5 protein-coding genes are annotated in these 16,164 nt (G+C 47.9%); all 5 read right to left on the bottom strand.

The window, feature by feature from the left end:
- Nucleotides 1-180 precede the first annotated feature (180 nt).
- The 5 genes from L3C95_RS20415 to L3C95_RS20395 all read right to left on the bottom strand — a co-directional run bounded on the left by L3C95_RS20415 (nucleotide 181) and on the right by L3C95_RS20395 (nucleotide 16,152).
- A complete protein-coding gene (locus L3C95_RS20415; protein WP_236390452.1) occupies nucleotides 181-1,953 on the bottom strand; it encodes a hypothetical protein in 1,773 nt (590 codons plus the stop codon).
- 576 nt (nucleotides 1,954-2,529) lie between these two features.
- On the bottom strand, nucleotides 2,530-3,504 hold the full coding sequence (locus L3C95_RS20410; protein WP_236390451.1) for a sugar phosphate isomerase/epimerase family protein: 975 nt from the start codon (nucleotides 3,502-3,504) through the stop codon (nucleotides 2,530-2,532).
- Nucleotides 3,505-3,833: 329 nt separating this feature from the next.
- A complete protein-coding gene (locus L3C95_RS20405) occupies nucleotides 3,834-4,145 on the bottom strand; it encodes a hypothetical protein (RefSeq protein ID WP_236390450.1) in 312 nt (103 codons plus the stop codon).
- 135 nt (nucleotides 4,146-4,280) lie between these two features.
- On the bottom strand, nucleotides 4,281-5,408 hold the full coding sequence (porV, locus tag L3C95_RS20400; protein ID WP_236390449.1) for a type IX secretion system outer membrane channel protein PorV: 1,128 nt from the start codon (nucleotides 5,406-5,408) through the stop codon (nucleotides 4,281-4,283).
- A 55-nt stretch (nucleotides 5,409-5,463) separates the two neighbouring features.
- A complete protein-coding gene (locus L3C95_RS20395) occupies nucleotides 5,464-16,152 on the bottom strand; it encodes an Ig-like domain-containing protein (protein WP_236390448.1) in 10,689 nt (3,562 codons plus the stop codon).
- Nucleotides 16,153-16,164: the final 12 nt, after the last annotated feature.

Genomic DNA, 16,164 nt, shown 5'->3' with positions numbered 1-16,164 from the left:
TTTACCGCCGGCTTCCTTCAGATTCCTCCTCACGGAGGACACCCTTGCCTTGGGTTAACGCTTCCCACTATCAAGGCGCGTTCGGGACTTACACCCTAGAGTTTGCGCCCGTGCCGGGCGCACAATAGGAAACGCCGCCCTGGCTCACCAGGACGGCATTTTTTTTATACCGGTATGAGTTTATTTACCCCAAACGGCGCTGAAACGTTCATTGTCATCATAATTCTGCACTTTCACCAAACGTAATCCCTGTGAGCTGAACTGGTTAAATTTAGCCTGGTAGTCTGAAGACGTCATGCCATAATAAGCGGCATAGTTGTTCTTTTTAGGACGCCATACCCCTCCTACCTGGTTGCCGTTCACACAAATACTCTTCAGTTCCCAGTTAGGATATAATTCGTTGAACTTATTGTTAAAGTCTGTTGAATTCATGCCATAATAGAGATAGAAGCCGTTGTCATTAGGTTTGTTGATAAACACTGCTGCATGCAATCTCTTACCATTTACAGTATAATCCACGTGTTCCTGTACATGCCATTTCTTGGTAGTAACATACGTCTTCCAGGCATTATTGAAGCCAGCGTCGTCTGCATTATGGATAGAATAAGCTGATTGTCCAACAGGATTCTTCTCCCAGATCACAGAAAAACGGGGATTTCCACTGCCGTCTTTAGTTACTGATATCTGACGGGGACGCATACCTTTTGCATTATAGGTATTAAAGTACGTCTGATAAACAGTTCCTGTCATATAGAAGTGAGCATACCACTCACCTGATAATCCCCACTGGAAAGAACCTGCAGCATACAGATCGCCGCTATGGCGGTCAACACTAACTGTCTGTAATGCCATGCCCATACCAGTATAGTAAGACCAGAATTTGTTTACAATATTCAGCGGTACATTATGGAAGCTCGGGTAAAACGGTGCAAACAAACGGGCATAAGGCGTTACTGATTCCAGGTCATAACAACTAACACCAGTGTGATTGTATGTGCCATATGGATCTATATTCACCCATTCACCACTATGACCACTACGGGTGTCCTGTACACTTGTTTCAAAATGCAGGTGTACGTTGAATGATTTTGTGCCTGGATTTGTCAGCGTGCCGTCGTCATTAAGGATTACGCCAATACCACCGGAACCGGTATTGCCTGCGTACGCGAGGAGCTGACCAGCCTGTACATAATCATCCTTCTTAACTTTGATGGTCTGACTATTAGTGCCCCAACATAGCGCACTGGTAGTACCATTCTTTGCAAATGCTTTATACTTGGCAGTTGGAGAGTTTTTAGCCAGGGCCCTGTCATTATCATATCCATTACGAAGATGCAGATAACGGCTGCGGTATTTGAATCCGTCAGGCGCGGTGTGCTCAATTACAACAATATTACCACCACCATTTGACCAATATACGTCAATCACCTTACCGGCAGCTATCGCGTATACACCAAAGGTCGGATCTTCATTGGTATCAACGGAAGTCTTGCCATAATCTATAGCGCGGTGAATGTCTTTATTGCCATCGTTATTTTTATCCCAATTGTAGTAAAAGCCCTGCCAGATGCCTACGCTGTTGCTTTTGTAAGGCAGGTATAGTGGCATATGTGCTTTTACGCCATCATATACGGCGTCCATACCTTCTTCCACTACGGGAGGTGCACAACTTCCTCCGCTGCGCATCATTGCAATGCCGGGAGCGTCTGCTTCCGTAAAAATCACCTGCTTCGTTGCACTGATTCTCCTGGCAGGGGTAATGGTCCTTAACCTGCTGCTTACAGGTTTATTACTGATCTCGTCACCATCCGGTCCGGCGGGAGTTGCCATTGTTGCTTTCTTAACACTCTTGTACAGAAGTTCAGGTGCATCGCTTTCTTCCTTTTGAGGGTCTTGCGCAAACGCCTGCATACATAATAGCATGGCCGCTGCTGCTGTCATTGTGATTTTCATAATATGCGTTTTTTCGGGGTTTTAAATGATAACGGATGCAAAGTAAGAGCATCCCACAAGGAAAGAAAAATGGCAATTCCTATCTGGTAAGAATTGGCGGGTAAATGGTGTTTCTGACAAAATAAAAGGCAACATATCGGCTCAAACAAGCCACCATTGCGGGAAATACGCATTTACCAATCTTTCAGTAACTACGTAAATATTGCGGGTTATAAGGGTTGGGTGACGTAAAACGTTCCGGTGCCGATGCTTCGTCTGAAGAAGAGATTGATATGGCCAGCAACCCATAGCGGACATATCAGCGATAATATTCTTGCTGAACATTACTTAAAGGGGACGTGTTTCGTCCGGTATCTTAATTCACAATAGGAAACTCATAAGTAAAAATGGGCGCTGGAGAACTTGCTTAAGTGACCACGTGACTTCATAACAACCCGAACAAAACGAGGGTGTACCGACGTACGATACACCCTCGCTTTGCTCGGGTTCCTGATGGGATCAGGTAACCTCTTTATGCGCTTACAAGGACCTTGGGTTATTTTAGCAACAGCCCTTATCCTGAATGCCGGATATGTCTTAGGCCTTTAATAAATTATTTTTCACATATCCGTAACTCTTTTTAATACTTTCAAACGGATCAATAGAGATCTTGTCCTGCTCAACGAAAGCGTATTTCACACCAGCTAAGCTGGCATTGGCAAAAATGTTTCTGAAATCGACAGCGCCGGTACCAACTTCCGCAAATTTCACATGAGGCAGGATCTCCATTGCTGTCTTATGGTCTGCATCACCGCCCGCAATTTTCTCTGTAGCTGATTTATCAATGTCTTTTACATGCCACATAGAGAAACGGCCGGGATATTTTTTGAAGAGCGTTACCGGATCAACATTGGCTTTAATTGCCCAGAAGAGATCCAGTTCAAAGCTTACAAGAGAGGGATCCGTACCTTTCAGCATGATCTCATATCCGGAAGTTTGAACATCGGGCAGCTGTCTGAATTCCCAGTAGTGATTATGATATCCTATTTTCAGGTCAGATTGCCGGGCCAGCTCACCAGCCTTGTTCAACTGTTCCGCAATGTATTTATAATCGTCAGCGGTCAGTTTATCCCACATGCCTATCGGCGGAACTGGTACAACCAGGTATTTCTGTCCCAGTTCACTGGCAATGCCAAGCTGCACCTTCAGCGCTTCATCCTTACCGTTTCCACGGGTCAGGTAGTCATTCAGCTGATAGTGGCCACTGTAGGTAGCAAGGTTATTGTCCTTCAAAAGGGCCTTCAATCCTTTAGGATCTAATCCCCAGAACTGTTCCTTCTGGTCAGGCGCTTTGTAGCCGTAGAATGTCTCAACATGGCTATATCCCGTCTGGGCTACCTTCTCAATGGTGGTTTTCACGTCTTTCGCCAGCTGATCACGCAGGGTATATAACTGGATACCTATTTTGCTAATTGTATTTTCACGGCCTTTGCTGAAAATACCAGTTGGGTTGATCATAACACCGGCGGCTATCAGGCCAGCCTGTTGCATAAATTGTCTTCTTGAACTCATATCTTTTGTGTTTAACGTGGCATGGTATGATAATGAAAATACAAAAAAACAATTACCACAAGAAAAGTATAGGAAGAACGGTCATTTTTCCATGCTGTCCCTTGTTTCAATAATGGAGATAAATACCGCGACGGAGAACTATGCGTCAGGCTTCAGCATACTGCCACAAGTATATGGGAAATCGGATCTGCAGGAGAAAAATAAAAAGGGGTAAGTAAGCGATTGGCTTAGTATGGCATAAAACAGCGACTGACTTCATCAGGCGGCCGAACAAAAAAGCCTGTATCGCATGCTGATACAGGCAGTATATTCGTATACCGGAGTAAGTTTTAACCAAAAATTTTGAAATAGATCAGCACCAGGGCGACAATGATAGGACCTGCAAAAGCAAGCCATCCCATTTTGCGCCTTGGCAAGGCGTTCAATGCCGGCAGCAGTTCATGGTTTACCTCATACAGCTTGTTGTCGGTCTTACGTACACACCACTGGGAGCCGATAGGAAACATTGGGATCCAGTACAGATGTGCATATTGTTGTCTGTATTCGAATTGCACTACCCCCGGAACTTCAGTGTTGATACCAATATCCGACAGCTGAACAGTCTTTACTTTAAAACTGTTCCGTCCATAAAAGAAAATCATAGGTTTTGGGTTTAGGTTTAGGGAAATACTGATTAAATATAACAAATATAAATAATTTAAATAAGAAAGAAAAGGCCCGTCTCCAGACGGGCCAGGTATAGGCATAGGGATATATAGGACAGGGATAAATGGTATTTATTTCCAGGGAAGATCCACTATGGCGCCAAAACGGAGAGTATTGGACAGCGGGCTTCTAGTGGCGCCGTTACCGGACGGCACTATATAGGCGATGTTGATCATAGCAGAGCCATATCTATATCCAACACCTGTGGTCAGATAATTACGGTCGCCATGGTATTTGTCTTCATAGAAATAACCGGTGCGGAGGAAGAACTGATCCTTGTAGCTGTATTCACAGCCCAGGGATACCTGGAAGGATTTAAATCCGCCGTTGGCACTGCTAAAGGATTTGAACCAGCTTTTCACAACGCTGTAATCATAATATGAAGCGATACCTGCAGAATCGTCAGGAATAACAGGTGTTAGCATCTTGTTAAGGTCCATGCCGAAAGAGAACTTATGCCCTTCCTGTACCGGCAGATGGTAGGCAACACCTACACCAAAATTGGAAGGCAGGTAATCCTTCGCAGCGCTGTTGTTGCTATAGTTAACCCTGGATCCCAGGTTGGTGATGGTCGCTCCGGTCGTGAAACCTTTGCCCTCTTCGTTCATAGCGTTGTAAGTCATAGAAATATCCACGCCAAAAGCATTTCCGGCTTTGTAAATGACCCCGGAATTGTTGGCATTGCCACTGGCGAGCTTTGAGTAGACATAGCGTGCTGCCAGTGCGAGGCTTAAACGGTTACCCAGTTTACGCGCGTATCCTCCTTCAAGGGAGAACTCACGGGGTTTGGAGCTACCCAATGGATTACCGGAAGCATCTGCAAACTGAATATTGCCCAGGCTAAAATACCGGAGCGCACCGCTTATGGCCTGGTTGTCGTCCAGCTTATGATATCCGCTTACAGTGGCCAGATAAATCTTATTACTGATCTCCCTCAGCCAGGGAGTATAGGAAACTGCTACGCCATCCGGCGCATCTGCAAAAACAACCTTGGACAAATTATAGAAAGGGGCATTAGCATCAGCCTTCGTAGCGATGCCGATCTCGCCCATACCACCCGCACGGGCATCCGGAGATATTCTCAGGAAAGGCGCTGCAGATGTAGCCACATTAATAGTCTTCTGCGCATGCAATGTAACAGGCAGAACTGTTCCTATCAGAAAAGCCAGCGCTACGGAACGAAAACAGAAACGTATCATCTCAATTGTTTTGTATAGTCCCCTGGTAACACGGTTACCAGGGGGACATCAGTTGTTATCTTGCTATTACGACTGTTGTGTTAAAGCTTTGGCCTTTCGTCCTGATGTACAGTACATAAGTGCCCGACGGAACGCGCTGTGTATTGAAGGTCAGTACACCATTCTTCACAATACCCTCCTGCTGCAATAATACCTGGCCTGTCATACTCGTCATAGTAAAATTGGCGTCTCCAAAATCAAAGCCGCTGAAACGTACATTCACGACATCAGTTGCCGGCATCGGGTACACGATATCTATACTAACGCCGAATTTTATGCGGAGGCCCAGCGTGCTTGAAACGACATTGCCATTACCTGCCATATCAGTTGCCTTACCCGCCGGAACATTCACAGTCATCACCCCTTCTTCCAGCGGCACGATAACCACATCATAAATGGTGGCTGACAACTGTTTGACTTCCTTCACGGTACCATTGCTCACATTGATATCTGTAGCTTCGAAGCCTATGACGTCTTCAGAGAAAGTAAACGTAAAGACCGCAGGCTCATGTAATGGCTCTTTCGCCCGCGTCATCAGGGATACTTCCGGCCTGGTAAGATCTACGGTCATCACTACCTGGTTGCTATGCCCACTTTCATTTCCCTGTTTGTCGGACGCTGTCACTGTGATATTGTACGCCCCTTCGTCCAGTGCCGGATCGTAGGTATAAGACCAGTCGCCGGCCGCGTTTACCTCAGCCGAGCCTACAGGCTTACCATCAGTGTAAACATTGATGATCGTACCCGGTTCACCTCTACCGGTGATCCTTGGCGTGCCGGTATTTACGAGACCCGGGATATTGATACCAGGCAATTTCGGAGCAGCTGGAATACCCGGAGCAGCTGCATCGATCGAGAAGGACAACGGACCGCCTGGTAAGCTCACATTACCTGCAGCATCGGTGGCTGTTGCGGTGATGATATGAGCGCCCTGAGACAAAGCAGGGTCGAAGGTAAAGGTATAATGTCCATTCGCATCTGCTGCTGTAATACCTACTGCCACCCCGTCTGCGTAGATTGTAACAGTACTGTTAGCTTCTGCCGCACCTGAGATGGTTGGCTTGTTGGTAGTGATAACACCGTTGTTGCTGGGAGTCTCCAGTATAATAGTAGGTGCCGCTGGTGATTTGGTATCTACATTGAGACTCAGCGGTGGTGTCTGTCCACTGGTATTGCCAGCTGCATCGGTAGCTGTAGTGGTAACGTTATGGTCGCCGTCGGTCAATGCAGGATTGAAGGTATAGCTATAGTTACCGTTATTATCAGCAGTTGTTGTACCGACAGGTTTGCCATCTACATAAACTGTTACGGTACTATTCGGTTCTGCTTTACCGGTAACGGTTGGCGTATTGTCGTTTGTGGGCGATTTATCGGTCGTAACAGTCGGTACTGCCGGTGCCTGCGTATCGATCACGATAGCCAGCGCGGGGCTTTGTGCGCTGGTATTGCCGGTAGCATCTGTCGCTGTTACCGTAATGTTATACGGTCCGTCTGCCAGTGCAGGATTAAATGTATAAGTATAATGCCCGCTGGCATCAGCTTTTGTGGTGCCCACAGCTTTGCCATCTACGTACACTGTTACGGTACTGTTGGCTTCTGCGTCACCCTTGATAGATGGCGTGGCATCACTAATGATGCCATTTATGCCACCGATCAGTTGAGGCGCAGCTGGCGTCTGGGGAGCAGCTGCATCAATGGTGATATTTAAGGCCGGGCTGTGTGCACTGGTATTACCGGCAGCATCTGTAGCTGTCGCAGTAATAGCATGGCTACCATCAGCCAGGGCTGGATTAAATGTATATGTATAATTACCACTTGCATCCGCTTTGACAGTACCTGCAGCGTTACCATCCACGTAGATAGTCACGGTGCTATTAGCCTCGGCTCTACCAGTTACAGTTGGTGTGTTATCGCTGGTAGGCGTTTTGTCTGTAGTGATACTTGGTGCGGCCGGCGCCTGGGTATCGATAGTGATATTCAGTTTAGCACTTGGTGCACTGGTATTTCCCACAGCATCTGTAGCGGTAGCAGTGAATGCATGAGTACCGTCAGCCAGTGGTGTTGGCACCGTGAAGGTATAGTTACCGCTAGCCGTAGCTGTAGTAATACCTACTGCGTTACCGTCTACATAGATAGTCACAGTGCTGTTAGCTTCTGCGGTACCGGTTACGGTTGGCGTGTTATCGCTAGTTAATGTCTGAGCAGTAGTGATAGTTGGCACAGTTGGCACCTGCGTATCAATAGTGATATTCAGAGTAGCACTTGGTGCGCTGGTATTTCCCACAGCATCTGTAGCTGTAGCAGTAAACGCATGCGTACCGTCAGCCAATGGTGTTGGCACCGTGAATGTGTAAGTACCGCCAGCAGTAGCCGTAGTAGTCCCTACTGGATTACCATCAACATAGATCGTTACAGTGCTATTAGCTTCTGCCGTACCTGTTACAGTTGGTGTATTGTCGGAAGTAAGCGTCTGAGCGGTGGTAATGGTCGGCACAGTTGGCACCTGCGTATCAATAGTGATATTCAGTGTAGCACTTGGTGCGCTGGAATTACCCACAGCATCTGTAGCGGTAGCAGTGAATGCATGCGTACCGTCAGCCAGTGGCGTTGGCACTGTGAAGGTGTAAGCACCAGCAGCGGTAGCTGTAGTAGTACCTACTGCGTTACCATCTACATAGATGGTAACAGTACTGTTAGCTTCTGCGGTACCGGTTACGGTTGGCGTGTTATCGCTAGTTAATGTCTGAGCAGTAGTGATAGTCGGCACAGTTGGCACCTGGGTATCGATAGTGATATTCAGAGTAGCACTTGGTGCGCTGGTATTACCCACAGCATCTGTAGCGGTAGCAGTAAACGCATGTGTACCGTCAGACAGTGGTGTTGGCACTGTGAATGTGTAAGTACCGCCAGCCGTAGCTGTAGTAGCACCTACTGGATTACCATCAACATAGATCGTTACAGTGCTATTAGCTTCTGCTGTACCTGTTACAGTTGGTGTATTGTCGGAAGTAAGCGTCTGAGCGGTGGTAATGGTCGGCACAGTTGGCACCTGGGTATCGATAGTGATATTCAGAGTAGCACTTGGTGCATTTGTATTACCTGTTGCATCTGTAGCTGTAGCCGTAAATGCATGTATACCGTCAGCCAGGGGTGTTGGCACTGTGAATGTGTAAGCACCAGCAGCGGTAGCTGTAGTAGTACCTACTGGATTACCATCAACATAGATAGTCACAGTGCTATTGGCTTCTGCTGTACCGGTTACAGTTGGCGTGTTATCGCTAGTTAATGTCTGAGCAGTAGTGATAGTCGGCACAGTTGGCACCTGGGTATCGATAGTGATATTCAGGGTAGCACTTGGTGCGCTGGTATTACCCACAGCATCTGTAGCGGTAGCAGTAAACGCATGTGTACCGTCAGCCAATGGTGTTGGCACTGTGAATGTATAGTTACCGCCAGCAGTAGCTGTAGTAGTACCTACCGGATTACCATCAACATAGATAGTCACAGTGCTGTTAGCTTCTGCGGTACCGGTTACGGTTGGCGTGTTATCGCTAGTTAATGTCTGAGCAGTAGTGATAGTCGGCACAGTTGGCACCTGGGTATCGATAGTGATATTCAGGGTAGCACTCGGTGCGCTGGTATTACCTGTTGCATCTGTAGCGGTAGCAGTAAACGCATGCGTACCGTCAGACAGTGGTGTTGGCACTGTGAAGGTATAGTTACCGCCAGCAGTAGCTGTAGTAGTACCTACTGGATTACCATCAACATAGATAGTCACAGTGCTATTGGCTTCTGCTGTACCGGTTACAGTTGGCGTGTTATCGCTAGTTAATGTCTGAGCAGTAGTGATAGTCGGCACAGTTGGCACCTGGGTATCGATAGTGATATTCAGGGTAGCACTCGGTGCGCTGGTATTACCTGTTGCATCTGTAGCGGTAGCAGTAAACGCATGTGTACCGTCAGCTAGTGGTGTTGGCACTGTGAATGTATAGTTACCGCCAGCAGTAGCTGTAGTAGTACCTACTGGATTACCATCAACATAGATAGTCACAGTGCTATTGGCTTCTGCTGTACCGGTTACAGTTGGCGTGTTATCACTAGTTAATGTCTGAGCAGTAGTGATAGTTGGCACACTTGGCACCTGCGTATCGATAGTGATATTCAGAGTAGCACTTGGAGCGCTGGTATTACCTGTTGCATCTGTAGCTGTAGCAGTGAATGCATGTGTACCGTCAGCCAGTGGTGTCGGTACAGTGAAGGTATAGTTACCACCAGCGGTAGCTGTGGTAGTACCTACTGCTGTACCGTCTACATAGATGGTCACAGTACTGTTAGCTTCTGCAGTACCGGTTACGGTCGGCGTGTTATCGCTAGTTAATGTCTGAGCAGTAGTGATAGTCGGCACAGTTGGCACCTGCGTATCGATAGTGATATTCAGGGTAGCACTTGGTGCGCTGGTATTTCCCACAGCATCTGTAGCTGTAGCAGTGAATGCATGTGTGCCGTCAGCCAGTGGTGTTGGCACTGTGAAAGTATAGTTACCACCAGCGGTAGCTGTAGTAGTACCTACTGCGTTACCGTCTACATAGATGGTCACAGTACTGTTAGCTTCTGCAGTACCGGTTACGGTCGGCGTGTTATCGCTAGTTAATGTCTGAGCAGTAGTGATAGTTGGCACAGTTGGCACCTGCGTATCAATAGTGATATTCAGAGTAGCACTTGGTGCGCTGGTATTACCTGTTGCATCTGTAGCGGTAGCAGTGAATGCATGTGTACCGTCAGCCAGTGGTGTCGGTACAGTGAAGGTATAGTTACCGCCAGCGGTAGCTGTAGTAGTACCTACTGCATTGCCGTCTACATAGATAGTAACTGTGCTATTGGCTTCTGCTGTACCTGTTACAGTCGGAGTATTATCAGAAGTCAGCGTCTGAGCGGTGGTAATAGTCGGCACAGTTGGCACCTGCGTGTCGATAGTGATATTCAGTGTAGCACTTGGTGCACTGGTATTACCTGTTGCATCTGTAGCGGTAGCAGTGAATGCATGCGTACCGTCAGCCAGTGGTGTTGGCACTGTGAAGGTGTAAGTACCGCCAGCGGTAGCCGTAGTAGTACCTACTGCTGTACCATCTACATAGATGGTCACAGTACTGTTAGCTTCTGCAGTACCGGTTACGGTCGGCGTGTTATCGCTAGTTAATGTTTGAGCAGTAGTGATAGTCGGCACAGTTGGCACCTGGGTATCGATAGTGATATTCAGGGTAGCACTTGGTGCGCTGGTATTTCCCACAGCATCTGTAGCTGTAGCAGTGAATGCATGCGTACCGTCAGCTAGTGGTGTTGGCACCGTGAAAGTGTAAGTACCACCAGCCGTAGCTGTAGTAGTACCTACAGCCGAACCGTCTACATAGATAGTGACAGTACTATTAGCTTCTGCCGTACCAGTTACAGTTGGCGTGTTATCGCTGGTTGGTGTCTGAGCAGTGGTGATAGTCGGAGCTGTCGGCGCCTGGGTATCAATAATGATATTCAGCGGCGCACTTGGAGCACTGATATTATCTACTGCATCTTTGGCGGTGGCAGTCAGCACATAAGGCCCGTCAGGCAGTGACGTAGTAAATGTATAACTATAATTACCACTAACATCAGCAGATACGGATGCTACTACGGCACCATCTCTATAAATAGTAACAGTACTGTTAGCCTCGGCTGTACCGGTTACAGTTGGTGTGTTATCACTGGTTAATGTTTGAGCTGTAGTAATAGTTGGTGCGGCTGGCGCCTGGGTATCAATCGTAATATTCAGGACTGCACTTGGTGCACTGGTATTGCCCACCGCATCTGTAGCTGTAGCAGTAAATGCATGTGTACCGTCAGACAGCGGCGTCGGTACAGCGAAGGTATAGTTACCGCCAGCATTAGCTGTGGCAGTTCCGACTGCATTACCGTCCACATATATAGTCACCGTGCTGTTTGCTTCTGCTGTTCCGGTTACTGTCGGTGTGTTATCACTAGTTAATGTTTGAGCAGTGGTGATAGTTGGTACAGTTGGCACCTGCGTATCGATAGTGATATTCAGGATAGCACTTGGTGCACTGGTATTTCCCACAGCATCTGTAGCGGTAGCAGTGAATGCATGTGTACCATCAGCCAGTGGTGTTGGCACTGTGAAGGTGTAAGCGCCACCAGTATTAGCCGTAGTAGTGCCTACTGCATTACCATCTACATAGATCGTTACAGTACTGTTAGCTTCTGCTGTACCTGTTACGGTTGGTGTATTATCACTAGTTAATGTTTGAGTAGTAGCAATAGTTGGTACAGCTGGTGCCTGGGTATCGATAGTGATATTCAGTGTGGCACTTGGTGCACTGGTATTACCTACTGCGTCTGTAGCTGTAGCCGTAAACGCATGAGTACCGTCAGACAGTGGTGTTGGTACTGTGAAGGTATAATTACCACCAACATTAGCCGTAGTAGTTCCTACTGCATTACCATCTACATAAATAGTTACAGTGCTGTTAGCTTCTGCTGTACCTGTTACAGTTGGTGTATTATCAACGGTCAATGCCTGTGCAGTAGTAATAGTCGGTGCAGCTGGCGCCTGGGTGTCGATGGCGATATTAAGCGTTGCACTTGAAGCACTGGTATTACCTGTTGCATCCGCAGCTGTAGCTGTGAATGCATGTGGACCATCAGATAAAGCTGTTGGTACATTAAAGGTATAGTTACCACCACCATTAGCTGTGGTTGTGCCTACGGCAGTACCATCTACATAGATAGTTACAATGCTATTCGCTTCAGCCGTACCTGTTACTGTTGGTGTATTGTCGTTAGTTGGCGTTTGAGCAGTGGTAATAGTCGGTGCTCCCGGTGCCTGGGTATCGATCAGGATATTCAATGGTGCACTCTGCGGACTAGTATTACCCGCGGCATCAGTAGCCGTAGCAGTTATCCCACGTAGCCCATCCGCTAATGACGATGTGAAAGTATACGTATAGTTGCCACTGGCATCGGCATTAGTCGTGCCAGCCAGCACTCCGTCACGATAAACAGTAACTGTGCTGTTAGGCTCCGCTGTACCGGTAACAGTTGGCGTATTGTCATTAGCCGGAGTAGCAACAGAAGATACAACAGGAGCCGGTGGTGCCTGGGTATCAATGGTAATGTTCAACACATTACTCTGTGGACTGATGTTACCTGCAGCATCAGTAGCGGTGGCCGTTACTGCATATACATTGTCCGCCAACGCTGGACTGAATGTATAAGAAAAATTACCACTGGCATCGGCTGTAGTTGTCGTTACAGCAACGCCACCCCTGTAAATAGTTACCGTGCTATTCGCTTCCGCAGTACCTGTTATCGTAGGGGTATTGTTATTAGTGATTAATTCAGTAGTAGTGATAACCGGTGCAGCAGGGGCAGTAGCATCCACCGTAATGTTCAGCGGACTACTTTGTGCACTGGTATTGCCTACAACATCGCTGGCAGTTGCAGTGATGCTGTAAGTAGCATCAGGCAATGCAGGACTAAAGGTGTAGGTATAATTGCCACTGGCATTCGCGGTAGTGATACCTGCAACTACACCATCTTTATAAATAGTTACTGTGGCGTTGGGATCCGTTGAACCAGTTACGGTCGGCGTGTTATCATTCGTTAGCGTCTGAGCAGTGATAAGGGTCGGTACTGCAGGCGCCTGGGTATCTACCGTAAAGTTCAGGGTAGGGCTCTGCACACTGGTATTGCCTGCTGCGTCAGTAGCCGTTACCCTCACGGTATAAGGCCCGTCAGTAAGTACCGGGAAGGTGAAGATGTAATCACCGTTAACATCTGCATTGGCAGTACCGGCAACAACACCTCCATTATAAATGGTCACTGTGCTATTGGCTTCTGCTTTACCGATGATAGTCGGGGTATTGTCGTTGGTTACCCCTGCAACACCACCTACCAATGTCGGAGCCGGAGGTGTAGCTGGTGCGGTAACGTCTATAGTCAGCGGGAACGGATCACTGCTCACGCTTACGTTGCCTGCAACGTCTGTTGCGGTAACTGTAATATTATGTAGTGATGTGCTCAGCGTAGGCGCTGTCAATGTCCATTGACCGGAAGCATTGGTAGTAGCAGTACCTATCTGTGTGGCGCCATCATATATTCTTACCAGGGAACCCGGTTCTGCGGAGCCAGTCAGATCTGGCGTAACATCGTTCGATGCATTTCCACTACCGGAGGCCAAAGCAGGCTGCCCCGGTTTAAACGGAGCTGTCAGGTCAACTGTGATGGTATATGTCTGGCTGGCGGCACTCGTCTGACTACCGGTTGTAGCAGTTGCCGTAAATGCATACGTGCCGTCGGTCAAGGAAGTACCAGTGTAATCAAATGTCCAGTTGCCGGACGCATTGACAGTAGTTGAACCTATTGACCCAACATCAGCCCTGTAAACAGTAATGGTCGCAGAAGGCTGTCCAGTTCCACTGATAACCAGGGTCGCGTCATTAGTAATATTATCTGTTGTACTCAGTCCGTTATCATTAGAGAAAGCAGTAATGACAGGCGCCGGTGGTGCATTTACCATCACCCTGGTATAGTCGATATTTAATACAGGGTCGGATGCATATCCTCCATATTCTACCACATATCCGAGGTTCGAAGTATTCGGAAGGTCATTCCATCTACCCTGGTTTGTGGAATACAACTGCATGTACTGCTCGTTGGTACCTTGATAGTTATTAGGTTCACCCGTGTTCCAGTTGATATAAGCGCCATTTACGGCTGTAGGAGTGTTCAATCCGCTGGAGATAGCCGTTCCTTTTTCCGGCCCCGTTACCCAGTAATATTTACCGTTCGCCTGATTCTGGTTATTGAACACCGTACTACCTACAGCAGTATTCACCAACTGGTAGTTACAGGAGCCTCCTATCCAGCCGTCGCTGGAGAGTTTGGAAGTGATGAAGTCATTTTCTATCTGTGCAGTGATGGTAGCTAGGTACCCCTGGAGACCATATAAAGTACGTGCCTCCGCAGCTGCCTTGGCCGCGGTCCAGCTCATAGGAGTGGTAATGTATTCGTAGTAGTGCGGTTTGGTACCTACGGTATAACTCACGGCATTACTCAATACAAAACGGATAGTCCTGTTGCCCGTAGTACCGCTGGTGGTATTAAACCTGATGGTACGGTAAAAGGTCTGCCAGTCGGTGGAAGAAGCCGTACCGGTAAAAGTGGCCGCCCCGGTGGTTGCACTATATGAGCCGGTTACGCCGGTCGGCAAGGTACCCCAGGTGATGACGTCTCCCGCAACAAACCCTGATTCTATATATACCTTTCCATCTGTAATGTTAGCGCTTCCTTTTACAAGTATCTGATCATCAACGACAGTTGCTGTGGTAAATAATGATTTCTGCTGAACACCTTCGTTCGTAGAAGTAATCTCTGAAGCGGTGCTGGTAGCGGCCCTGGTGGCTAGCGTGAAATAATCGCCCTTGGTGAGGCTTACGCCCGAAATACATACCCTGTTCACAAGGATAGTCACCCCGGTGCTGACAACAGTGGCGTTGCTGAAATCACCATCTTTATCTATCAACAGGGCGAAGTTGCCGGAGTTGGAAACGTCAATACCAAGACCGGTTAATTCAAAACAGACATCCACTGTGCCGATATTTCCGTTCAGGTCTGCCCTCCATACCTGCTGTAACCTGGAGGTATATGAGGAAGGCGTCTGGGACGAGCTGCCATATCCACCGCGGTCATTACCGAAGCTTAATACAACACCGGTATTGCTGGTGGACGGATTGGTAACTGACAGGATAGCACTGAACGATGCACTGATATTATAGGTGCCCCCACAAGCCGAAGTACGTACACCTACACCGTTGATATCGTTATTATAAGGAATACCAAGGGTATAGTTAGACGCCATATCAGTAAAGTCCGTGGCGTATTTGGCGGCGAGGTAAATATTGATCCTTTCAATTTCACAGGCGCTTAGTTTCCTGTTATAAACAATCAGTTCACTGATATCGCCATTGTAATAATTATTGTCACCATCCAGGCCGATCTTAAAAGTAGAAAGGCCAGACGCACTGGCTGTCTGGTCTGTAAATGCAGAAATCAGCTTCCCGTTAAGGTAAGCTGCAGATGCATTGGCGCCACTACTATAAACGGCTGTGACAAGCCTTGTCTCTCCCGACTTTGCGCCTCCGGGTATGACGACCGCCGTGGCCCCGGTGGCCAGGCTGGCATCCGTGGTACCGGTAACCGCTTTGCTGTTGAAAAATCGCTGCTGGCCGGCATTATCATTCCCCCATACGGCCTGTGTGTTGCCGTCGTTCGTACCCGGACGGTATACCGCGAAGATGGTGACATCCGGTGACGTTACTGCCCTTATGTCCAGTCCGGATACCGTCATGCCCGACCCTGCTGCTGGTGAAGTCCGGTTGAAACTTACAACAGGGCGCCCATTTGCGCCTCCACTATTGTATATCACTGCGTTAGTACCGGAGCTGACAGCATTATGTCCGCTGCCCGACTTATCAAACCAGGTAGCCAGTGTTGTGCCATAGGCCGGAGCAGTTCCGCCTGCCAACACATCATTGGCATCCAGCCATAGTACGGCGCCGTTATTGACACCTGCCGGTCCGGTCTGGGCAAACAAAGAACTACTGAGCAGGCAGCATAAAAAGATGCAACCCAGGCACTTACGAAGAAATGATCTCATTCTGAAAATAAT

Origin of the sequence: Chitinophaga filiformis, assembly GCF_021646545.1 — a bacterium.
GTDB lineage: Bacteria > Bacteroidota > Bacteroidia > Chitinophagales > Chitinophagaceae > Chitinophaga > Chitinophaga filiformis_A.
This window is presented reverse-complemented; position numbering and strand designations above follow the sequence as displayed.